23 protein-coding genes are annotated in these 24,280 nt (G+C 35.8%); 13 read left to right on the forward strand and 10 right to left on the reverse strand.

The genetic code is table 11. The features are described from left to right. The first annotated feature begins 376 nt into the window (after positions 1-376). Both GYW75_RS00965 and GYW75_RS00970 read left to right on the forward strand, forming a co-directional pair. Positions 377-1,834, forward strand: a complete 1,458-nt coding sequence (locus GYW75_RS00965; protein WP_174798114.1) for a hypothetical protein — start codon at positions 377-379, stop codon at positions 1,832-1,834. A 920-nt stretch (positions 1,835-2,754) separates the two neighbouring features. Further along, complete coding sequence (locus GYW75_RS00970) at positions 2,755-4,185, forward strand: hypothetical protein (RefSeq protein WP_174798115.1); 1,431 nt, start codon at positions 2,755-2,757, stop codon at positions 4,183-4,185. A gap of 171 nt (positions 4,186-4,356) precedes the next feature. Here the strand turns inward: GYW75_RS00970 and purM are convergent, their stop codons facing one another. From purM to rsmE, 6 genes are all read right to left on the reverse strand, one after another. After that, positions 4,357-5,394: a phosphoribosylformylglycinamidine cyclo-ligase gene (purM, locus tag GYW75_RS00975; protein WP_174798116.1), complete on the reverse strand. Its 1,038-nt coding sequence runs from the start codon at positions 5,392-5,394 to the stop codon at positions 4,357-4,359. A gap of 98 nt (positions 5,395-5,492) precedes the next feature. Then, on the reverse strand, positions 5,493-5,903 hold the full coding sequence (gene ruvX / locus GYW75_RS00980) for a Holliday junction resolvase RuvX (RefSeq protein ID WP_174798117.1): 411 nt from the start codon (positions 5,901-5,903) through the stop codon (positions 5,493-5,495). Between the two features lie 3 nt (positions 5,904-5,906). Continuing rightward, positions 5,907-6,464 carry a YqgE/AlgH family protein gene (locus tag GYW75_RS00985; RefSeq protein ID WP_174798118.1) on the reverse strand — a complete coding sequence of 186 codons (558 nt, stop codon included), beginning with the start codon at positions 6,462-6,464 and terminating at the stop codon, positions 5,907-5,909. A 21-nt stretch (positions 6,465-6,485) separates the two neighbouring features. Next, positions 6,486-6,938 carry a GNAT family N-acetyltransferase gene (locus GYW75_RS00990; protein ID WP_065590487.1) on the reverse strand — a complete coding sequence of 151 codons (453 nt, stop codon included), beginning with the start codon at positions 6,936-6,938 and terminating at the stop codon, positions 6,486-6,488. Positions 6,939-6,941: 3 nt separating this feature from the next. Beyond that, positions 6,942-7,898 (reverse strand): glutathione synthase, encoded by a 957-nt coding sequence (gene gshB, locus GYW75_RS00995; protein WP_174798119.1) that lies wholly within the window; start codon positions 7,896-7,898, stop codon positions 6,942-6,944. Positions 7,899-8,080: 182 nt separating this feature from the next. Next, a complete protein-coding gene (gene rsmE, locus GYW75_RS01000) occupies positions 8,081-8,806 on the reverse strand; it encodes a 16S rRNA (uracil(1498)-N(3))-methyltransferase (RefSeq protein ID WP_174798120.1) in 726 nt (241 codons plus the stop codon). A gap of 97 nt (positions 8,807-8,903) precedes the next feature. Between rsmE and folB the strand changes: the two genes are divergently transcribed. The 4 genes from folB to GYW75_RS01020 all read left to right on the forward strand — a co-directional run bounded on the left by folB (position 8,904) and on the right by GYW75_RS01020 (position 11,007). Beyond that, positions 8,904-9,275, forward strand: coding sequence for a dihydroneopterin aldolase (folB, locus tag GYW75_RS01005; protein WP_034910947.1), 372 nt, complete (start codon positions 8,904-8,906; stop codon positions 9,273-9,275). Then, positions 9,253-10,308, forward strand: coding sequence for an MBL fold metallo-hydrolase (locus GYW75_RS01010; RefSeq protein WP_238786368.1), 1,056 nt, complete (start codon positions 9,253-9,255; stop codon positions 10,306-10,308). Before folB ends, GYW75_RS01010 begins: the two co-directional genes overlap by 23 nt. Before the next feature lie 62 nt (positions 10,309-10,370). Then, positions 10,371-10,577, forward strand: coding sequence for a hypothetical protein (locus tag GYW75_RS01015; protein WP_065590490.1), 207 nt, complete (start codon positions 10,371-10,373; stop codon positions 10,575-10,577). Between the two features lies 1 nt (position 10,578). Next, positions 10,579-11,007, forward strand: coding sequence for an EamA family transporter (locus tag GYW75_RS01020; protein ID WP_174798122.1), 429 nt, complete (start codon positions 10,579-10,581; stop codon positions 11,005-11,007). Positions 11,008-11,037: 30 nt separating this feature from the next. Here the strand turns inward: GYW75_RS01020 and moeA are convergent, their stop codons facing one another. The 3 genes from moeA to rsmI form a co-directional block, all read right to left on the reverse strand. Next, complete coding sequence (moeA, locus tag GYW75_RS01025) at positions 11,038-12,264, reverse strand: molybdopterin molybdotransferase MoeA (protein WP_174798123.1); 1,227 nt, start codon at positions 12,262-12,264, stop codon at positions 11,038-11,040. Between the two features lie 164 nt (positions 12,265-12,428). Then, complete coding sequence (gene ychF, locus GYW75_RS01030; protein WP_034910937.1) at positions 12,429-13,520, reverse strand: redox-regulated ATPase YchF; 1,092 nt, start codon at positions 13,518-13,520, stop codon at positions 12,429-12,431. A 205-nt stretch (positions 13,521-13,725) separates the two neighbouring features. Further along, on the reverse strand, positions 13,726-14,553 hold the full coding sequence (gene rsmI / locus GYW75_RS01035) for a 16S rRNA (cytidine(1402)-2'-O)-methyltransferase (protein WP_174798124.1): 828 nt from the start codon (positions 14,551-14,553) through the stop codon (positions 13,726-13,728). Between the two features lie 417 nt (positions 14,554-14,970). Between rsmI and nlpD the strand changes: the two genes are divergently transcribed. The 7 genes from nlpD (at position 14,971) to GYW75_RS01070 (ending at position 22,380) form a co-directional block, all read left to right on the forward strand. Further along, positions 14,971-16,041: a murein hydrolase activator NlpD gene (nlpD, locus tag GYW75_RS01040; protein ID WP_065590494.1), complete on the forward strand. Its 1,071-nt coding sequence runs from the start codon at positions 14,971-14,973 to the stop codon at positions 16,039-16,041. 118 nt (positions 16,042-16,159) lie between these two features. Continuing rightward, complete coding sequence (gene gpmA / locus GYW75_RS01045) at positions 16,160-16,912, forward strand: 2,3-diphosphoglycerate-dependent phosphoglycerate mutase (RefSeq protein WP_065590495.1); 753 nt, start codon at positions 16,160-16,162, stop codon at positions 16,910-16,912. 113 nt (positions 16,913-17,025) lie between these two features. After that, complete coding sequence (locus GYW75_RS01050) at positions 17,026-17,604, forward strand: thymidine kinase (protein WP_034910926.1); 579 nt, start codon at positions 17,026-17,028, stop codon at positions 17,602-17,604. 178 nt (positions 17,605-17,782) lie between these two features. Beyond that, positions 17,783-18,991, forward strand: coding sequence for an aldose 1-epimerase family protein (locus GYW75_RS01055; RefSeq protein WP_065590496.1), 1,209 nt, complete (start codon positions 17,783-17,785; stop codon positions 18,989-18,991). 237 nt (positions 18,992-19,228) lie between these two features. Next, on the forward strand, positions 19,229-19,822 hold the full coding sequence (locus GYW75_RS01060) for a UbiX family flavin prenyltransferase (protein WP_034910921.1): 594 nt from the start codon (positions 19,229-19,231) through the stop codon (positions 19,820-19,822). A gap of 18 nt (positions 19,823-19,840) precedes the next feature. After that, on the forward strand, positions 19,841-20,278 hold the full coding sequence (locus tag GYW75_RS01065) for a hypothetical protein (protein WP_085163852.1): 438 nt from the start codon (positions 19,841-19,843) through the stop codon (positions 20,276-20,278). Positions 20,279-20,925: 647 nt separating this feature from the next. Next, a complete protein-coding gene (locus GYW75_RS01070) occupies positions 20,926-22,380 on the forward strand; it encodes a hypothetical protein (RefSeq protein ID WP_238786369.1) in 1,455 nt (484 codons plus the stop codon). Between the two features lie 639 nt (positions 22,381-23,019). Here GYW75_RS01070 and fabB read toward each other — a convergent pair. Beyond that, a complete protein-coding gene (gene fabB, locus GYW75_RS01075; protein WP_034910913.1) occupies positions 23,020-24,231 on the reverse strand; it encodes a beta-ketoacyl-ACP synthase I in 1,212 nt (403 codons plus the stop codon). Positions 24,232-24,280: the final 49 nt, after the last annotated feature.

Consider the following 24,280-nt stretch of genomic DNA (forward strand, 5'->3'; position numbering starts at 1 on the left):
AATATCTCAAAGATAGATACTTTAATTTCAAGCCTAATAAAGTATTACAAATAGTAACAAAAAACTAGCGAAGTCATTTTAAGTGGTCTATAATTCAGACACTTTTGCAGTATTAATCGCTCATTAAACGAGCTATTGATTGTTAAAAATTCAAATAAAATAAAAACTTACTTGACAGGTGGAATGTTATGCGCTATTATATTAGGCACAAGGCACAAGGCACAAGCATTGGCAATCTTATTCCCTAAATCTTTCTAATTATCACAGTAGTCAAAAACAGACGCTATTCTTATTTTTGTCATTGAAGCTGGCAAAATATCTCAAATTTTCGCTAAAGCGCAAATTTTTATCAAAATCGTTGTTGTTTTTTGCTCCATTGTTATTATTACCGTATTCGATAAGTTTACAGGCATTATCAGCGCAAACTTCAGGCGTTATTCAAGGAACAGCACCGTATTTAACGTTTGATGATGGCGCAACTAAGATAATGAGCGTTGAAGGATTATTGGGTATAAAGTTACCGAATGGTCTCTATATACCTTCAGGCATAAATAGCCCACTTTACCCAAATGCGACGGTAGATACCTCAAGTGTAGACAACCCAATAGAGATGCCAAATATAACCAACACTTTTGCTGATATTCAAACCATAGTGCCTGTTTCAAATTATCCTGAAGTTTCGTTAACTAATTTGGTTAATGCTCCGTATAATTATGGTCGAGATGATGACGGGGATGATGGCATTAATGCAACTGGCAAATTAACGATTAAATGGCAAGATAGCAGTGGTCGGGATATCACGGAACAAGTCAAAAATAACCCTAATAAACAATTAAATCTTTGCGACGCACCTTATCAACTTACCTTAACGGTAACTAATGGTAATTTATCAACGCAGTATGGTATTCCTAATAGTAGCGATTTTACTGGAAATAAGCATAGCTATTACATTAATCCAAAAATGGACATGCCCATTGTTTGTTATGCACAGCCGAATTTATATGTGGATAACTTAGCTTGGGGATCTGAGTATGATTTAGATGGTCCTAATTGGGTTGCAAATAAAGGATTTAAAGTTTTGGATGTTAGTAATCCTGCTGAGAATTTTCCAACAACAGGGGCTGATAGGTTGTATTTTTATTTATTACTAGGGGGAATTACTCCAGAGCAAGTAATCGTGGCAAACGGAACAACGGTAAGTGCAGAAAGTGGTACTGGAATAAGTTTGTCATTAAGTAAAGATGAGACGCCTAAATGGGAAGATTGGCTTGGAAACCCTGTTTCAGCCTATTTTGGTGGTGATAAAGGATTAAAAGTACTACTAAAAGGTCCTTCTATTAATTCAACAAATAAGGTGTTTACTCCATCATTATTTAAACTCTATGCTGATAGTAGCCATACAAAATTGTTGTATAGTTTTAAAATAGAGCGTTGGTATATTGTCCAGCCAGGCAAGTCAGCAGGCTATGCTAATGCACAACGTTTTTGTCAAAATTTAGGCAATGGTTATCGTATTCCCGATATAAATGATTATTCTAATGCCAATAACTTTGGTTGGACTGGCGGTATACCAAGAAGAAGTTCGGCTTGGTATCAAAGACGTTTAAGTTACCAAGAAGGCAATCGTTGGATTGGTGGATTATTTAATGAATGGGGAAGAACTTATAACGGGACTAGTAGCTATTTTGGCAGCGACTGGGATTCTGGAGATGGTTATTGGACTGCTCAACCATCTGGTATTTATGATCAGTATATTGTTAATTCCGGTGATGGCTATATAAACATTACTTACTTGACCCAAAGCGAAGTTAGAGTTGCTTGTGTTGTACCTTAAAATAATGCAATATTAAAAAATATTGAAGATGTAAAAAACGATAACAGGTAATATACATATCTACTATGTAAATACGAATTTAGTAGAATACCAAGTATTTCTAAAATTACTAGGTGGAGTATTATATAAAATTCTGCCTAGTTTTAGGATAGGCATCGTAAAAATATTAATATAAAATTCAAATTGTTAGAGATAAAAAATAACTATTCGTTTGAGAGTGATGAAAAATTTTTTATCAAAGATTAATTAAATTTTAATTTGCAAAAACTTTACTCAAAAGCTTAAAAAAACAAATGAATACTGAAAGGAATAGCCATAATCAGACAGAGCCAAAATTGACATGCTTTGTTATTTAATTATTATAGCTAAAGGCATCCAGATATTTTTTATAATGGTTTACCCAAAACTATTTTAAAGAAGTTTAATTAATTGTTTTTAAATGATTAATTTCAAAAATGATCAGGAGGAAAATTGATTTTATTTAATTTTTCATTTGTTATTTTAACCAAACATAACATAACACCCAAAAAACTGTCTTCAAAAATATCATAAAGATAACCATCTTAAACCCTAAGGCTAACAAAGTATTACAAACAGTAACAAAAAAACTAGCGAAGTCATTTTAAGTATTCTATAATTCAGACACTTTTGTAGTATTAATCGCTCATTAAACGAGCTATTGATTATTAAAAATTCAAATAAAATAAAAACTTACTTGACAGGTGGAATGTTATGCGCTATCATATTAGGCACAAGGCACAAGGCACAAGCATTGGCAATCTTATTCCCTAAATCTTTCTAATTATCACAGTAGTCAAAAACAGACGCTATTCTTATTTTTGTCATTGAAGCTGGCAAAATATCTCAAATTTTCGCTAAAGCGCAAATTTTTATCAAAATCGTTGTTGTTTTTTGCTCCATTGTTATTATTACCGTATTCGATAAGTTTACAGGCATTATCAGCGCAAACTTCAGGCGTTATTCAAGGAACAGCACCGTATTTAACGTTTGATGATGGCGCAACTAAGATAATGAGCGTTGAAGGATTATTGGGTATAAAGTTACCGAATGGTCTCTATATACCTTCAGGCATAAATAGCCCACTTTACCCAAATGCGACGGTAGATACCTCAAGTGTAGACAACCCAATAGAGATGCCAAATATAACCAACACTTTTGCTGATATTCAAACCATAGTGCCTGTTTCAAATTATCCTGAAGTTTCGTTAACTAATTTGGTTAATACACCGTATAATTATGGTCGAGATGATGACGGGGATGATGGCATTAATGCAACTGGCAAATTAACGATTAAATGGCAAGATAGCAGTGGAAAAGATATTACGGAGGATGTTAAAGCTAACTCAAATAGGGAATTAGATTTTTGTAATGCACCTTATCAGCTCACATTAAGTGCAACGGAGGGCTACTTATCAACTGAATACGGTATACCTAAAACTACTTACTTTAATAATGCTAACCATAGTTACTATATTAATCCGAATCGAATAAATGCAAAAGTCTGTTTTGCACAGCCAAGTTTACACGCACAACAAGGTGATGAACAAAGGGAATATTGGGTTAGAAAAAAAGGTTTTAAAGTGCAACCATTTAACAACCCAACTAATAATTTTCCAACGACAGGCTCAAACAAAATGTTTTTCTACCTGCTGTTGGCAGGTATTACACCAGAGCAAGTTATTGCAGTCAATGGCTCAACAGTACAGGGAACTGAAGGGAACGTAACATTGCAATTAAGTGTGGCAACTACGCATGGTTGGGGAAGTATTAGCTATCCAGAGAGGGTGCGGGCTCTAAAAGTTGAACTAATTGGACCGACTCGAAGCTGGGAAAATAAAAAATTCTTACCAACAGAATTTAAATTATATTCTGATAATATTGGTGGTCACTTAATTTATAATTTTAAAATAGCGCGTTGGTTTATCCCTCTCTCTGGAGAAGCAAACGGGTATTGGAATGCACATAATTTTTGTAACAGTTTAGGATATGGTTATCGGATTCCTGGTGTTGAAGATTATACTAATGCGAATCGTCCAGATATTGGTTGGAATAGTGGTATACCTGGCAGAAATATCGATATGTACCGGAGAGCTTTAAGTTACCGAGACGGTAACCACTGGGTTGGAGGATTCTTTAATGAGTGGGGCGTTATGAGCGACGCAAATAGTGGTTATCCTGGTACTGACTGGAATGTCTACGACTATTGGGCTTATCAAATGCGAAGTAGGAATGAATGGTATAGCGTTGGTTCGGGTGGTGGTAACATTAATACTATGGCTATTTCTAGTCATTTATATAATACAAATAGAGTAGCATGTGTAAGTCCTTAATGTGATAAAGTAACTCGATCGTTTGTCACAAAATAATAGCTAAAAAAGATTTATTAAATGGTACAGTTAGATGTTTGCAAATTGTTACCAGCTGGCAATAATGACCTGAAAAAGTAGCATATTATCCATCTAATTCATTATATTAATGGATGGATAATATGAAAATACAATTTATTTTATTACAACGTGCTCGCCTGATGTAGCGTGTTTAATTTCACCTAATAACCATGCCTTTTCACCATGATTATTTAGTAAAGTAATTGCTTGATCGGCTAACTGTTTTGGTAAAGCAATAATTAAGCCAACACCACAGTTAAAAGTTCGATACATTTCGTGACGGCTGACATTACCTGCTTTTTGTAACCAATTAAATATTTCAGGCCATTGCCAGCTTGCTTCATTAATTATGGCTTGTGTATTATCAGGTAATACGCGAGGGATGTTTTCCCAAAATCCGCCGCCTGTAATATGGGCAATGGCATGCACATCAACTTGAGTAATAAGGTCAAGAACGGACTTAACGTAGATCTTAGTTGGTGCAAGTAGATGATCGGCAAGAGTTTTGCCACCTAACTGTTCAGTGGCAGGATTTACACCGCTGACTTCAATTATTTTACGCACTAATGAATAGCCATTAGAATGAGCACCGCTTGATGCTAATGCAATTAATGCATCACCATCTTGTACTTTGCTACCGTCGATCATGGCTGATTTTTCAACAACACCAACGCAAAATCCTGCTAAATCATAGTCATTACCATGATACATACCAGGCATTTCAGCTGTTTCGCCTCCAACTAAGGCACAACCTGATTGTTTACAACCCTCAGCAATACCAGTTACCACAGTGGCTGCAACATCAACATTAAGTTTGCCGGTAGCATAATAATCAAGGAAGAATAAAGGTTCAGCACCTTGTACAATCAGATCGTTAACACACATTGCTACTAAATCGATGCCGATTGATTCGTGGCGATTTAAATCCATTGCTAGACGTAATTTAGTTCCGACACCATCGGTACCAGATACTAAAATAGGTTCTTTATATTTTTGTGGAATAGCACACAGTGCGCCAAAGCCACCCAGTCCACCCATAACCTCAGGTCGTTTGGTTTCTTTAACAACAGATTTAATACGATTAACAAGTTCATTGCCAGCATCAATATCGACACCAGCATCTTTATAGCTAAGAGAATTGTTGTTTGACACGGTAAGTAGTCCTTACAATAAAAAGTTGTTGTTATTTTAGCAAGGATGAAATTTAATGGCGATTAATTATTTACAAAATAACCAATTAAATAAAATTACTAATTATTTTCAAACCAACTTTCCAAAATAATAATGGCAGAAGTTGCATCAACATGACCTTTTTCAAGTGCTCGATAACCTCGTGAAGCAAAAATATGTGATTTTGCTTCAACGGTCGATAACCGCTCATCTTGCAAATGTACTTGATAACCAAATCTGCCATGCAACCGATTAGCAAATTTACGAGCTCGGGCTGTTAATGGTTGTTCGGTGCCATCCATATTTAGGGGAAGCCCAACGACTAAAAAATCAGGTTTCCACTCATTTAATACCTTTTCGATAGCTTGCCAGTTAGGAATACCATCGCGTGCTTTAAACGAGCATAAAGGATTGGCTGTTTTAGTTATATCTTGGCCAATAGCCGCTCCAATACTGGTTGTGCCAAAATCAAATGCAATAATGGTTGCCATGGGTCATGCATTTCCCATTTGGTGTGAAATAGTATTCATATTGATTCCAAGTGATTGAGCGGCTTTTTGCCAACGTTCATCAATGGCAACTTCATAAATAATTTGAGGATCGGCATCAACTACTAACCAATCATTACGAGCAATTTCATCTTCGAGTTGTAGAGACTGCCAGCTTGAATAACCTAAGGCCAAAAAGATATTTTGGGGCTGTTCAGGAGAGCCGATTGATTTAAGCGCATCAAGCGAAGTGCTAATCATCACATCATCTGAAATCTGAATACTAGAAGCAAACCCATCTAAAGGTGTGTGTAAAATAAAACCCTGTTCATCAGCAATGGGACCACCACAAAATACAGGTTGTTCTAGTTCTGCGCAACTTATTGGTGATGTAATTTCTAAACGTGCAAGAACGGTTGCCACATTAAGTTCAATAATTGGTTTATTAATCATAATCCCCATAGCGCCATCACGATTATGTTCACAAATATAAATAACTGAATGACTAAACATAGAATCATCAAGTGTTGGCATTGCGATAATAAAATGGTTTTTTAAATTCATAGTTTCACATTCAAGTTAATTTTATAATGCACATTTGCCAATTTTAACGTTGTGTTCAACATTACAGTGCATTAATAATTCTGGTTCATTTGTTTCTTCATTGATCGATTCTGAAACAATTTCAAAATTTTGAGAAAGATAAAAGTTAATCGCATTAGTATTTTTTTTATAAACATGTACCAACAGTTCGTTATGGCGTTGTTTTGCTTTTTCAACAAGAGCTTTACCTGTTCCTTGTCGGCGAAAAGCTTCATCTACAAATAGACCTGAAATATAATTTTCAGTTATACCGATAAACCCTTTAACTCCATCAAGGTCTTGAACGTATAAAGTAGACATTGGAATTAACATTTTTACTAAATCACAATTTTGTTTAAAAAACTCAGGATTGATAAAGTTATGAGCTTGCAAATTACCTTGCAACCATATTGTCATTACGCTATTTAAATCTTCAGATTTATATTGTCTAATCATTGTTTAACTCTTTTTATTTAATCGATGTTCTATTGCGTCCATTAACATACCGGTAATTGAAAGGCCTGGGTTAGCTGCTTCAATTTCACGAACACAGGTTGGGCTGGTAACGTTAATTTCGGTTAACTTATCACCAATGATGTCAAGTCCTACAAATAGTAGGCCTTTTTCTTTTAAAACTGGGGCGATGCTTTTAGCTATGTGCCAATCGCTTTCGCTTAAGGCTCTAACCTCGCCATGTCCTCCAGCAGCAAGGTTGCCACGAGTTTCACCTTTTTGAGGGATTCGTGCTAAACAATAAGGTACAGGTTCACCATCAACCACTAATACACGTTTATCACCGTCTTTAATCGCAGGAATAAAGTTTTGAGCCATACAATAACGTGTGTTATGTTCGGTTAACGTTTCAATAATCACTGAAACATTGGGATCGTCTTGTTTGATTCGAAAAATGGATGATCCCCCCATGCCATCAAGTGGTTTTAAAATGATATCATGGTGTTGTTCGTGAAAAGCTTTGATATGCTGTGTTTGACGTGTAACCAAGGTTTTTGGTGTAAACTTGGCAAACCAAGCGGTAAAAAGCTTTTCGTTACAATCGCGTAGACTTTGTGGTTTATTTACGACTAACACACCGTTAGCTTCGGCACGCTCTAGAATGTATGTAGCATAGATATATTCAGTATCAAAAGGTGGATCTTTACGCATTAAAATCGTATCAAGGTCACTAAGTGCAATGGTCTGTTCTTGCCCAAACTCAAACCAATGATCTTTATCGTTATAAACTGTTAAAGCGCGAGTTGTGGCATAAGCTTCGCCATTATCTAGAAAAAGGTCATTCATTTCAATATAAAAAAGTTCATAACCCCTTTTTTGCGCCTCAAGTAACATGGCAAAACTGGTATCTTTTTTTATTTTGATGTGACTAATTGGATCCATTACAATGCCCAGCTTTATCATGATGACTCCTTACCTATTTTGTCTTTATAAAATTGTTTTATACTGAAACATGGGTATTCCTGAAACTTTTTAACAGGTTTTTAATCATAATACCCAAATTAAAATTTAATATTTGTTGTTATCATACTCGTTACAAGTTCAGTTGCAAAGCAATCATTACTTATCATTTGTATAAGATATATTTATCCTAGATCGCCTAAATGTACTTGTAAGGCGGTGAGAGCCGTTAATGCTGCAGTTTCTGTTCGCAACACTCTAGGACCGAGTAAAATGTCAGAAAAATGATAGTTATGTGTCATGCTAATTTCATTATCAGATAAACCACCTTCAGGTCCAATTAGTAAGTAAATTTGTTTATGCGTATTAGTTAACTGTTTAATACCATATTCAGCTTTGGGATGTAGATTGAGTTTTAAGCCTTCGGTCAAACTAGCACACCAACTTTCTAACTTCATTACTGGATGAATAACTGGAATCACGTTTCGACCGCATTGTTCACAAGCAGAAATAACAATTTTTTGCCATTGCTGAATTTTCTTTTCGAGCCTTTCTTCATGAAGTTTGACGCCACAACGTTCAGAAAGGAGTGGGGTGATACTCGCTACGCCTAATTCGACTGATTTTTGAATTGTAAACTCCATTTTTTCACCGCGTGAAATCACTTGCCCTAAGTGAATATCTAATGGTGATTCACGATTATCTAAAATGGGCAAAGAGGTTTTTACTGTAACTGTTTTTTTATTGATTTCATGTATAACTGCAGGAGTAATATGGTTTGAACCATCAAATAAAATAATATTTTCACCTACTTTCATGCGTAACACGCGAATAAGATGGTTAAATGCATTATCATCTAGGGTAACAAGACTATTTGGCTCAATGGTAAATGGTTGAAAAATTCGAGTCATAATTTTGTATATCTTATATTATTTGCAATAAATTATAGCGTAATTTAACAAGATTCGGTAATCTCTATTTAATGTAACTTATGTTTTGGAATCAGGTATGAATACATATAGCAAAGATAGGGTATTAATCGAAGGATTAACTGTTTTAACCACCATCGGCGTATATGAGTGGGAAAAGACCATCAAACAAAAATTAATTATTGATCTTGAAATGGCGTGGGATAATAAACCTGCTGGAGAAAGTGATAACGTATCACTTTGCTTAGATTATTTTGTGGTTAGTCAAACTATAACACAATTGGTTGAATGTTCGAATTTTGAATTGATTGAATGTGTTGCTGAGCGTATTGCTGAGCGTATTATTCAACAATTTTCGGTTAATTGGCTTAAAGTTAAAGTATCCAAACCGAATGCAATAGCTAATGCTCGAAATGTTGCTGTAATAATTGAACGTACGGCAAATAAATAAACTAACTAGTGGTAAAGATACTGTAACAATGATAGATAATAAAAAGCAAGATTTAATTACTAACAAAAAACATCATACAGCTAAAGGGTTTAGGCACGACGAATCTTTTAAAATAAAAATAAGTGAGTTTTTGCGTTGGCGTTTTGAACGTAAAGTTTTACCTCCTAAAGAGGGTTATCACAACTTTAATCAGACGTGGTTTGAGAAAATAAATCTTGACTTGCCCGATGATAGAGTTTGGTGGATTGGTCACTCAACAACATTGATTCGTTTGGGCGGTAAAATGATTTTGACAGATCCTATCTTTTCTAAACGAGCTTCGCCATTACAATTGATCGGACCGAAACGTCGCACACCTCCAGCTTTAGAAATAGAACAACTACCGCAGATTGATTTTATTGTAATTTCACATAACCATTATGATCATCTTGATTATCATAGCATTCGGAAATTAATTGCGCGTTTTCCTAATATTGCAATAATGGCTCCTCTTGGTTTAAAAAAAGCATTATTAAAATTGGGAGCAAAACAGATTACTGAATTAGATTGGTGGGATAGTGTAACTGTTGATGGGCTTACTTTTTCCGCAACATCGGCTATACACTGGAGCAATCGTGGGTTATTTGATGTAAACAAAGCATTATGGTGTGGTTGGGTGATTCAATCTAATATTGATAATCAAGATCAATCAAAGATGGTCTATTTTATGGGTGATACATGCTACTCTGCTGAATTAAAAGAGATCGCTAAGCGTTTTCCTTCAATAGACTTGGCATTAATTCCAATTGGTGCTTATGCACCACGTTGGTATATGCAATCACAGCATATCGATCCTAAACAAGCTGTGCAGTTATATGACGAACTCAATTGTTATTGTGCAATAGCCATTCATTGGGGGGCATTTGAATTAGCTGATGAACCATTAGATGAACCACCTCAATTATTAATTGAACACAAAGCCGAGCGCGCTTTTCATCTATTAAAAATAGGTGGTAATTTAGCTATTAAACGTATTAATTATGAATTAAAATAACTTCAATAGAAACAAATGTAATACCTATAATTATTTAATGTATTTGCCAAAAGGAGAAAGAAATGAAAGTAGCAGTTATTGGGCTATCTTGTTTAATGTTTAGCCTAGCATTAGTTGGATGTGGAGGAAAAAACGACGAAGGCAAAACTTATCATTGGTCAAAAGCGCACGGTGTTTTAGAAGATTGTCGTGGTGTAATGAATAAATCTCAACAATGTAGCAATAATTCGAATAATCAACAATATTTATTCAAAGTAGATAAATATTAATATGAGTGCATGGCTGATTTACGCATTACTTTCTGCCATTACTGCGGCCAGTGTTGCTATTTTAGGGAAAATTGGTTTACAACATCTTGATGCTAACACCGCTACTGCAATTCGTGCCATTGTAATGGCTATTTTTTTAGTTGGTGTGGTGGTTGTTCAGGGTAAATTAAATCTTATCAACACCTTTTTTAATGATAAAAAGGCATTACTTATTATTGCGCTAAGCGGTATTGCAGGTGCGCTATCTTGGCTATTTTACTTTATGGCGATCAAAGAAGGCAAGGTGTCGCAAGTTGCGCCAATTGACAAATTAAGCGTAGTTTTTGCTGTTGTGTTTGCTGCTGTTTTATTTGGTGAAAAGATCTCGTTGTTAGCTGGCGTTGGTGTCGCTATGATTGCGGCAGGGGCTATATTGGTTGCACTATTTTGATATTAAATAGTGCATTAACCTGAACCTAGGCTACTTTAATAGCGCATTGAATAGCTCAACAGTAACAAGTTCACCTTTAGCTACATTGCCTCGTTCTTGTTCAAGCACAATAAAACAGTTTGCTTGATTAAATGACTGAGTAATATGCGAACCTTGCGCTCCAGTTATACTTACTTCTAATTCGCCCTGTGCATTGATTTGCAGCATACCACGTTGAAAGTCTAACCTACCGACAGTCTTTTTAAGATTTGTTGCTGTTTTAACTTTAAAGCTAAAATCCATGGATGAATATTCAAGCCCTGAAAGCGTCAAAATCAAAGGTTGCACTAATTGGTAAAATGTCACCAAGGTCGAAACGGGATTACCAGGTAAACCACAAAATAGTGCATTGCCAATTTTGCCAAAGGCAAAAGGCTTGCCTGGTTTCATTGCAATCTTCCAAAAATTGATTAGTCCTAATGTTTCAAGTGCAGTTTTGGTATAATCAGCGTCACCGACGGATACGCCTCCACTTGTTATCACCAAGTCAGCTTGACTTGATGCAGTTATTAACGCTTTTTTGATTTCGGTAAGATCATCAGCAATAATACCGAGATCAATAACCTCACAGTTAAGTTTGGTTAATAATAATTTTAGTGTGAAGCGGTTGCTGTCATAAATAGCGCCATTGCCAGATAATGGCTGACCAATGGGGGTTAATTCATCACCCGTTGATAAGATGGCTACCTTTAATTTTTTAAAGACAACAAGATCACTAATGCCTAATGTTGCAAGTGTCGATAGTGTTGGTATCGTTAATTTAGTCCCTTTTTTGACTGTGATCGCACCTTTTTTAACATCTTCACCTATACGACGAATATTATCGCCAGCTTTTACGTTACTTAAAAAGGTAATCCCTAGATCAGATTTTTCGGTCTGCTCCTGCATAACAACCGCATCGGCATCATTTGGCACTGGAGCTCCTGTCATAATGCGTAAACAAGTGCCTTGTGGCCAATGAAGATTGTTTATATCATCACCTGCAAAAATAGCACCAGCCAGTGGCAACAATTTTGATTGTTTAAAATCTGCTAACCGAACCGCATAACCATCCATAGCTGAATTATCAAAACTAGGTACATTAATAGGGGAAATTACAGGTTCAGCGGTAATCCTTTCTAATGCATCAAATAACGTAACTTTTTCACTATGCAGCGATTTTATGGTTGATGCGCTTTGAAGTAGTTGTTGCTTGGCTTGTTGAAAAGTGAGTAACATAAAAGTGGGCTGTCCTTATATTTACCAATCTATTATTGGTTCAGTTGACAAAAAGTTTCAGGTAACACTACGTTTAAGTAAAAAACAAATTTTATATCAATATTAATTAGTTATTATGGATATCAATATAACAACGTCGCCAAAAGGCGACGTAAAATAATCAACTATACATTAAATAAGAAGTTCATAATATCGCCATCTTGCACGATATAATCTTTACCTTCAGCACGCATTTTGCCTGCCTCTTTAGCTCCTTGTTCACCACCGTATTTAATAAAATCATCAAAAGCAATGGTTTGCGCACGAATAAAGCCTTTTTCAAAATCAGTATGAATTTTTCCTGCTGCTTGAGGTGCGGTATCACCAACTGAAATTGTCCAAGCACGAACTTCTTTTACACCTGCGGTAAAATAAGTTTGCAGATTAAGTAAGCTATAGCCAGCACGAATTACACGATTTAAGCCTGGTTCGGTTAAACCTAAATCTTGCATAAACTCATCACGATCGGCATCATCAAGTTCAGCAAGTTCTGCTTCAATTGCAGCACAAACAGGTACGACAACAGCTTTTTCTTGTTCTGCTATTGCTTTTACTTTATCTAAATAAGGGTTATTTTCAAAACCATCTTCATTCACATTAGCGATATACATTGTTGGTTTTAATGTTAAAAAACTAAGGTATTTGATGGCTTCAAGTTCTTCTTTGCTAAGATCTAATAAGAGTAGCTTTTTGCCTTGCTCAAGATGAGGTAAACACTTTTCAAGGATTTCCACTTCAAATTTGGCGTCTTTATCACCACCTTTAGCGCGTTTTTGTTGGCGAGTTATTGCTCGTTCACACGCTTCAAGATCGGCTAATGCTAGCTCGGTATTGATAATTTCGATATCTTCAGCAGGATCGATTTTACCCGCAACGTGGACAATGTTCTCGTTTTCAAAGCAACGCACTACATGACCGATAGCTTCTGTTTCACGAATATTAGCTAAAAATTGATTTCCTAAACCTTCGCCTTTTGATGCGCCTTTAACAAGCCCAGCAATATCAACAAATTCCATGGTAGTAGGTAATGTGCGTTGTGGTTTAACAATTTTAGCTAACTCATCTAAACGGGGATCGGGCATTGGTACAACCCCAGTATTTGGCTCGATAGTACAAAACGGAAAATTAGCCGCTTCAATGCCAGCTTTAGTTAGTGCGTTAAAAAGTGTTGACTTACCTACATTCGGTAATCCGACAATCCCACATTTAAATCCCATACTGTTTGTTACCTTTTTTGTTTTAAAATATCTTAAAAATAAGGGGCGATTATATACTAAATTGCGCTATTTGTGCTAATCTTCTTATCAATAAATCATCCGATAATTAAGCAAATTACTAATAATCATTTAGTTTATTATCCAGTCAACGCTTTCTAAAAACCGTTTTATAAGCCATGCCAAGTAATGTAACTTAACGACCCAATTATTGTTCGGAATCTAAACCAATTTGATAAAGTTGATTTTTTCTAAGTCCATATATTTCAGCAGTAATGGCTGCTGCCTTTTTTAGCGGTAATTCTTTTTGCAATAGTTTAAGGGTACTAATTACCTGAGGATCGATATCATCATCGCATTTGATATGACCTTGAACAATCAATACAAATTCACCTTTTTGACGAGAAGTATCCTCGTTTAGCCAATTAATCAGCTCATTAACCTTAAAACTGACAATGGTCTCCCATGTTTTGGTTAGTTCCTTAGCTAAAATGATCTGCTTATTTGGTCCCCAAATAGTTTGCATATCGTTAAGCGTGTCTAATAAACGATGTGTTGATTCATAAAAAATCATTGTTCGTGGTTCGTCTAACAATTTTACAAGACAATCTTGGCGAGCTTTAGTTTTAGCTGGTAAAAAACCTTCATAAATAAACTTATCTGACGGCAACCCTGATGCACATAAAGCAGCAATCGCAGCACAAGCACCAGGAACGGGAACTACTTTTATGTTATTTTCGCGACAAGCCTTAACTAAATGATACCCGGGATCATTAATTAACGGAGTGCCAGCATCAGAAATCAAAGCAATTGATAAGCCAGATTTAAGTTTTTCAATCAAAATACTGGACTTTTCTTGTTCATTATGATCATGTAAAGCAAACAATTTTGCTTTTATTCCAAGATGTTGTAAAAGTAAACCACTATGGCGAGTATCTTCAGCCGCAATAAGATCGACACTTTTCAGTGTATTGATGGCTCTGAGTGTAATATCATCTAAGTTTCCGATGGGGGTGGCAACAATATATAAAGTCATTATTTTAAATCACATTAAATTTTTTTAGAAATACGGCAAAGGTACTGTACGAAAACCTATTTTATTGTATATACTCGTTACATTCAAAATAAATCCGACAAAGCCTGAATAATTAGTTAATCAAAAGTAGAAAAATAGCTTGCTTATAACAAAATTAAGCATAAGCTGATTGGGATTATACCTTTGGATAATAAAGAAATTATATTAGCTCAGTTTGAATTTTAGTGGTTATAGATCGCAAGAATAATCAAATAACAAATTTAAGGTTTTCATCGTGAAATTCTAGATGAATTTATTGATTTAACTAATAACTAATCAATATAATAGCGTTTTTACTATAAAAACGCTAAAATGTGCTGATAAAATAAGATGTATAAATGCTATTGAACACAAAATAGTCAAAAACAAAATTTACGAATGAAAGGTGTTGCTTTGAAAAAAATACTTACATTAAGTTGCTTAAGTTTGTTGATTGTTGCTTGTACGCAAACTGAGCAGGCCGAAATTGAAGATATTTCTGGCGCAGGTGGATCATCAACTTCTTCTGTCTATACCAAACCACCTGCCAATATATCAACAGGCGGTAGAACAGTTTCTACTCCTACTAATCATAACCTTCCATCATCAAGGCAGGCGACGGTTTCAAATTCCAACACCGCTAACAATACTAGCACGGTGATTAGTAATGAGCGTATTGTCTATAATCGTAATTACGACGACATTCCAAAAGGCGGATATCAAGGCGATACTTACACTGTTAAACGAGGCGATACTTTATTCTATATTGCATGGGTAACTGGTAATGATTACCGTTCACTAGCAGCTAAAAATAATATCAAAGAACCATTTGCCGTTAATGTTGGGCAAGTATTAGACGTTAGTGGCGGAACTGTTGTGGTAACACAAAAAACCACAACCAATAATACAACAACAAATAAATCAAACAACAATAATTCATCTGTAGTGATTGGACAAGCTAAAACTAAACCAACAATAACCAAAACAACAACGACTTCAATTACCACAATAGATAAAAATAAACGTCCAACAACAACTGAAACAACTGAAACAATCACTGAACCGCTAGATGATTCTACTAGAAGTCCAACTATAAATTCAAAAGCAGTCAATATTTCATGGCGATGGCCTGCACGAGGCAAGATTATTGAGAAATTCTCAAAGGCAAGTAAAGGTATTGATATTTCGGGTTCAATTGGCGATAAGGTTTTGGCTGCGGCTGATGGACGCGTTGTTTATTCTGGTAATGCGTTACCAGGTTATGGTAATTTAATCATTATTAAACATAATGATGACTATTTAACAGCATATGCGCATAACCAATCTATATTAGTAAAAGAACAACAAGCCGTTCGCGCAGGTGAGCAAATAGCCACAATGGGTGCAACTGGCACTTCGTCAGTTAGATTACACTTTGAAATTCGTTACAAAGCGCAATCAGTTGACCCGTTAAAATACTTACCCAAATAATAAACGTTTTGAGTCAGTCTGGTTGGCTCAAAATAAATGGGCATGCACGGTAATAACCTAGCATGTCTATGACAGAATATACCAAAAATTTAATCTACGTAACAAAGGAGTTATATTCATGGCAGTTAAAAAATTAGTGCTAATTCGACATGGAGAAAGTGTTTGGAACCAAGAAAACCGTTTTTGTGGTTGGACTGATGTTGATTTATCTGATAAAGGTAACAAAGAAGCGGCTGAAGCAGGTAAATTACTAAAACAAGAAGGTTTCGCATTTGATTATGCTTACACTTCAGTATTAAAACGTGCAATTCACACATTATGGCACGTTTTAGACGAAGTAGATCAAGCATGGTTACCTGTTGAAAAAAGCTGGAAGCTAAACGAACGTCATTATGGTGCATTACAAGGTTTGAATAAAGCTGAAACAGCAGCAAAATATGGTGATGAACAAGTAAAATTATGGCGTCGTGGCTTTGCAATTACACCTCCTGCACTTGAAAAATCAGATGAACGTTTTCCTGGTCACGATTCACGTTATAGCAAACTACCTGAATCAGAATTACCATTAACCGAAAGCCTAGCATTAACTATTAAACGTGTACTACCTTACTGGGAATCAACAATTGCTCCACGTGTAGCTAAAGGTGAACGTGTTATCATTGCTGCTCATGGTAATTCACTTCGTGCATTGGTAAAACATTTAGACAACATCAGCGATGATGATATTATCGAACTAAACATCCCAACTGGTGTGCCATTAGTGTATGAATTTGATGACAATATGAAAGTTATCAAACACTACTACCTAGGCAATGCTGACGAAATCGCTGCAAAACAAGCTGCTGTTGCCAACCAAGGTAAAGCAAAATAATTATTCAATAAACTATTAAAGAGGTAGGTTATTTAACTTACCTTTTTTATTATCCAAATTATCATTTTATTTAACCACTTTTATTGATTTAATCTAATTTTGAGAATTTAATTTTGTCTAAAATCTATTATATATATGGCGTAATGAATGCCGGAAAATCCACAGAGCTTTTACAAATTGACCATAATTATTTAAGTAATAATATGCAGACTTTATTACTTAAATCATCAGTCGATACTCGTGACTCGGCAGTTGAAATTGTTTCTCGCTTAGGATTACGCAAAAAAGCGTTACAGCTTGATGACACAACGGTTGATGAAATTATTGAGCATATCAAACAAAGCAATTATGCCTGTATACTAATCGATGAAAGCCAGTTTTTATCGCGTAATACTATTTGGAAGTTATCTGATGTATGTGACGAATATGGCGTACCAATCATGTTTTTTGGTATCAAAACCGATTATATGGGACACCTGTTTGAAGGTTCTAAAACACTACTTGAAATAGCCGACAATTTTAGAGAGCTCAAAACTGTATGCTGGTGTGGCAAAAAAGCAACTATGATTTTATTGGAAGGACAAGACGGTAAAATTGTTAAATTCGGAAATTCTATTCATCTAGGTGATAGCGAATACCACTCAGTATGCCGAAAACACTGGAAAGCAGGGCAAATAAGGCCTAAAAACTGATCCTCTTAAAATTTCACACTTATTTCTTTCAACAAATTGCTTGTACATATGCAATATGCTTTTGGAAAAGTGTGAATAAACTCTCATTTTTGCGATTTTCTTTTTGTTGATTCTTTTTATTTTATGTCATATTAACTGACACGATTCAGTATTATTTTGTTAACTATGAGGAATCACCATGAAAATCAAAATTATTTCACTAGCTGTTGTGATTAGTTTAGTTAGTTATAATGCCAATGCTAAAGAATTTGTATTAACTGATAACGAAAAAGGTATTGCCAAAGGTAATTGGTCAGTTTCGAGTCAAGATTTAGGAATAAAAGGTTCAAAATTCGCTATTCAAAATACGATCCTTAAAGGTGGTAAACAAGACGGAACTGAACTACTAACAATTTCTAGTGATAATTTCACTATTAAATTAATTCCAACTCGTGGATTAGGTATTTTGTCTGTTGTTGGTGATGGTGTTCGCATGGGATGGGATTCACCAGTAGATGAAGTCGTTCATCCTAAATATATTAACTTAGAAAGTCGGGCAGGGCTTGGTTGGCTAGATGGCTTTAACGAAATGATGGTTCGTTGTGGTTTTGAATGGACAGGTCATGCTGTGCAAGATAGTGGCATCATGTATACGCTTCATGGTCGTGCGCAAAATACACCTGTTTCTAAATTAATTGTTGATGTATCGGACAAAGCACCGTACACCATTACAGTTAAAGGGTTAATTAAAGAAAATACTTTCAAAAAAAGCAATTTAGAAACTTGGGCATCGCTGATCTATGTGCCAGGAAGTAGAGAATTTACGGTCCACGACGTTCTCACCAATAAGAGTGATTATATCCGTGATTATCAAATTATCTACCATAGTAATTTTGGTACACCTATTCTTGAAGATGGTGCTAAATTTGTTGCACCAGTTAAAGAAATATCTCCATTTAACGATTATGCAAAAGGTGGCCTTGATACATGGCAAACTTATCTAGGTCCAACTAAAGATTTTGATGAAATGGTATTTAATGTTTATCCTTTTTCTGAGGAGAATGGCGAAACACAAGTTATGGTGACCAATAAAGCAGGTGATAAAGCAGCTGGTATTAGTTTTAATACTAAACAGCTACCCGTACTATCATTATGGAAAAATACCGATACCCTCAAGCAAGGTTATGTTACAGGCTTAGAGCCAGGTACCAGTTTTGCTTATCCAGTGACTATCGAACGTGAGCAAAAACGTGTACGTCAGCTTAAACCAGGACAAAGCACTGAATTTACTTTAACTTATAGTTTATTATCTAGCAAAGATGCTGTAACAAAATATGAACAAAAAATTAAAGCTATTCAAGGAAAGCAAGAAACAAAAATTGTAAATGAACCAATAGCTAAAGAATAAATTATTAAAAATGGCTACCAACCTTATATGGTAGCCATAAAACAACCTAATAATCTCAACACTTTTCCCTTATTTTAATATTCATGATAGTAGCCTTAGCTACTTGATTCGCTATCAATAGATAGGTATAGTCACTAAATTAATAACTAGCTTTAATATCGCTTATTTTTAAATGTACAATATAATTTGTAGACTAAATAAAATAATGATTAACAATTTTATTAATATAGGATAAACATGACTCTCCAGCGGATAGTGATTGGCATTAGTGGAGCAACAGGGTTTGCTTATGGAATAAAAGCGTTAGAGCTTTTAAAATCACTTGATATTCAGACTCATTTAGTAATATCAAAAGCAGCACAAATAACGCGCGCTTACGAATTCCCTAACACCAGCATAGCACAAATAGAATCACTAGCTGATAAAGTATATTCTGTCAATAATATTGGTGCGGCCATTGCAAGCGGATCGTTTAAAACTATGGGTATGCTAATTGCACCTTGCTCAATGAGGACTCTAGCTGCCATAGCACATGGCTTATCAGATAACTTACTTACTCGTGCTGCTGATGTTGCATTAAAAGAGCGTCGTCGCTTGGTATTAATGGTTCGTGAATCACCCTTAAATTTAACGCACCTAAAAAACATGGAAACCGTGACACTTATGGGTGGTGTAATATGCCCGCCAGTACCAGCTTTATATCAGCATATTGAATGTTTGGATGATATCATCACCCATAGCGTAGCAAGAGCACTTGACCTATTTGATATTAACATCCCATCGCTACCACGATGGGGCGAAGATCTGCACCTAAACACTAAAACCGAATAACACCAATAAATAAAAAATATGCAAGCCGACTCTAAAATCATAAAATTTATTAAAAATAACCATGTATTATCGCTAAACGTAATCTTACCTGACAACAAACCATGGGCATGTAACACCTTTTATGTTTTTGATGAATCGGTAATGTGTCTGTATCTTCTTTCCGAATTAAAAACCGAACACGCTAAAGCCATGTTAACAAACCCACTAATAGCGGGCACCATCAGTATTACTCCTAAGACGGTTGCACAGATCCAAGGGATCCAATTTCAAGCTCAAGCAACACGATTACAAAAACAACAAGCTGAGCATGCCTATGCGCTATATTATCGGGCATTTCCCTTTGCAAGAGTTATTAAAGCACCAATTTGGGCATTACAGTTACATTATGTGAAAATGACGAATAATTTGCTGGGATTTGGGCGTAAAATTTATTGGAAAAAAGAAGAAGATTTTTAGATTTCTCTAAAAACTATAATTTTACTCATCCCTCCTGTAATTAACTTATTTGAATAAAAGCAAATAAAATTAATACCTTACCTGAATAATTTTGAGTAAAAACACACTTATAGCACCACAATGCTAATAAGTTTGCCTTATCAGAGCGCCAAAATATGCCGATAACGAAGTAAAGCTAGCACGCCAAACAGGGCTGTTTGGTGTGTTTGCGTGTTAGATGTTATCATCAATATTAATCATTCCGTAAAAGTCAAAAAGTCCTAAAGCTAACACCACATTTTAATTAAAAAATTCACCTATTTTTATAACTGAATTGTTTTTATCTTTATGTTTCTTTAAATTTATTTACATTTCTTTACAAAAAAGTCCGCAAAAAAACTAGCCAACTATTTTATAAATGGTTATACTTTCATCGCTTTAGTAAGGTAAGCTTATTAAATAAGCGAATAATTATAAAAATCGAAATAAAACAAAATATTACTTGACAGGTGGAACAAAATGCAGTACCATTTTAGGCACAAGGCACAAGGCACAAGCACTGGCAAACCTATGTCTTAAATTTATCAAATAATCCTATTCGACGAGTTTTTACCCGAAACTTATTTATATCATCGAAATTATCCACAAAATTATTTTCAAAAATCCCATTGGCATTAGTGCCGTTGTTGTTATTGTCGTACTCTTTTGAATCGCAGGCATTATCGGCCACGACTTCTGAGCGCATTCACGGTACTGCGCCTTATTTAACCTTTGATGGTGGTGTTACTAAAGTGACTAAAACAGAGGATTTATTAGGTATTAAGTTATCGGATGGTCGAACATTCGCACCGCAAGATAATCCTTCATCACCAACCTCGCCAATCGAGTTATCTAATGTAGGGGATACCTTGGCTGATATTGAAATGATAGTCCCGCCATCAAGCGACTCAATAAATATAAATGATTTAGTGACACAAGGTAAATGGAGAGACGATGATGGAGATGGACAGGGAGCAAGTGAAATTACTGCATCAGGAAGTATATCGTTAGCAATAACGGATAAAGATGGCAATACCATTAATCGTAGTGATGCATTAGATATATGTAATGCATCTTATAAGGTAACTTTAAGTAGTACTGGAGGTAGTTTAACTACACAATATGGTTTGCCAGATAGTAGTACTTTTAGTGGAGGAACAGCGGAGTATTATATCACTCCACCGTCACAACCCGTTATTTGTTCGGTCAGGCCGAATTTGTTGGTGGGTGGAACAAGTGGTATTGTTTCTTACGACGGCCCACGTTATGCAGGCCCAGCTAACATATGGAATCCAGCTAAGGGCTTTTTAGTTCAGTCAACAAACCCGTCATCTTACGGATTGAATTTTCCAACTACGGGGTCAGATGGATTGTATTTTGATTTGCTTATTGCTGGGGTAGATGCAAGTCAGTTGAGTTGGACAGTTACCACACGTGGTGATATAACGGCAACGGTGAGTTGGGTTAGGCCGCATACAGGAACATTCACAGACCCACAAGGGAGCACTATATCAGCTGATATTTGGATTAGAGATAAGTCCAAGAACGTAACGAGGGTAACGCTGAATGGTCCTAAAGCTAATAGTACTCAGATAAATTCAGATAATCCAAGTTCACTTAGACGTCCATCTTTGCCACAAACCTTTGAATTGGTTGGAAGGGATAGAAGTGGTAATGAGGTTCGGTATGGATTTGAATTGAGGCAGTGGTTTGTTAATCGAGGAGGTCAAAGAACTAGCCATTCTAATCAAACTACATGGTGTAATAGTTTGGGTTATCGAATGCCAAGGGTAAGCGATTTAACCAATGCGAAGTGTGGTGTACATAGTTACTTTCCTTGTATAAATGGCATAGATGGCGCCATTCCGTCGTCTGATGGTAATTATCACATGCGTCACATAGGAGCAGGCTTTTTCACGGAATGGGGCGTCATGCTCTACTACGCTGATGCGGGCTTCGTCTTCTACGATTACTGGACAAGTGACGCAGCAGGTAACTACTGGTTTGCTGTCGTCTCTCACTCAGGCGACCTCTACAGCGACAATCCTAACAAAGGCCTTTGGGCTGTTTGCACCACACCTTAGTTATTAGGTGTTTAGTCCTTAATCCCTAGGGCGAAAAGGGGGGGGCTTATGGTGCCTGAGAGGAAAATATAAGAAAAATAAAACCCCAGCGCATGTTGGGGCTTTGAGCAGGCAAAGCCTGCGAGCCTAGTGCTTTAATGACTAAAAGCCAAAATAACGCCAGACCGAGACAATTTTAAAGTTTGCGCTTTTGTTATTAACAAGTTGTTATTAAATAGCTATTATCAAATAACAAAAGCGCCTTTCTTAAAAAGCCAAATTCAATGTAATAAACAACTAGCCTATAAGTATATGACTTTATTTAAAAATAAAAAATCAATAAAATCAATAGTCTAACTGAACAATTTTAAAGTAAGAAAGACGTTTATAGCACCATAATTTTGATAAGTTTGCCTCATCATGGCATCAAAGCCGAATGCAGATAATTATATGGATGTCAAAAAGATGATTAAAATCGATGCTATTGCTAAAGCCGAAGCTTTGCTTGTTGCTATTGCCGTTGTTGATTAAGATTGCTGCTGAACAAACACGGCTATTTTTAAGTAACGTTTTATAAATATTTAATTTTTATTATCAACCTTACAAAAAACCGTTCAATCTAGAACGGTTTTTTTGATTGATATTAATTAAATTTACTTATCAAGCTTTATATTTTTTCATTACAATTGAGGCATTAGTACCACCAAAACCAAAGCTATTTGACATGACTGTTGTTAGTTCACGCTCGGTTGGTTCAGTAATAATGTTCATGCCGATTGCTGCTTCATCAAGTTCATCAATATTGATACTTGGTGTAATAAAGCCATGTTCTAACATTAATAATGAATAGATAAGCTCTTGCGCACCTGTTGCACTTAATGAATGACCAGTCATTGATTTGGTTGATGAAATAGCAGGGATGTTATCGCCAAATACTTGTTTGATTGCCCATAATTCTTTGACATCACCAACTGGGGTTGATGTGCCGTGGGTGTTGATGTAATCAACTGGAACATCTAAATCTTGAATAGCAAGTTGCATACAGCGCATTGCGCCTTCACCTGATGGGGCAACCATGTCATGACCGTCCGACGTTGCGCCATATCCAACCAGTTCGCCATAAATATGAGCACCACGAGCAAGCGCATGTTCTAATTCTTCAACTACAACCATACCTGCACCGCCAGCAATAACAAAACCATCACGGTTTTTATCATAAGCACGTGATGCTTTTTCTGGGTTGTCGTTATATTTGGTTGATAAAGCGCCCATGGCATCAAATTCGCAAGACATTTCCCAGCAAAGTTCTTCACCACCACCCGCAAAGACGATGTCTTGTTTGCCAAGTTGAATAAGTTCAGCAGCATGACCAATACAGTGAACTGATGTCGCACAAGCAGATGTCATTGAGTAGCTAATTCCTTTAATTTTAAATGGAGTTGCTAAGCAAGCCGAAATCGCCGATGACATTGATTTGGTTACAGCATAAGGACCTACACCTCGTAATCCCTTTTCTTTCATTCCGGCTACTACATTGTATTGTGTTTTAGTTGAGCCACCATAACCAGCAATTAAGCCAGTACGAGGGTTAGAGACTTGTTCAGGGGTTAATTTTGCATCTTCAATAGCCTGTTGTAAAGCAAGATAACCGTAAATAGAAGCATCATTCATAAAACGAACAACTTTGCGATCAATGAGTCCAGTAGTGTCAAGTTTTACATTTCCGCATACATGGCTACGCATCCCGCTATCTTTCATTTCTTGAGAAAAGGTAATACCACTACGACCTACTTTTAGTGATTCTAAGACTTCTTTAGTATTATTCCCAATACTTGAAAGAATTCCTAACCCTGTAATTACAACTCGTTTCATTTACTATTTAGCTCCTAAGTTATCTGGCTTCATATAAAAAAGTTTGTTG

The organism is Gilliamella sp. ESL0232 (assembly GCF_013346885.1).
Lineage (GTDB): Bacteria > Pseudomonadota > Gammaproteobacteria > Enterobacterales > Orbaceae > Gilliamella > Gilliamella bombi.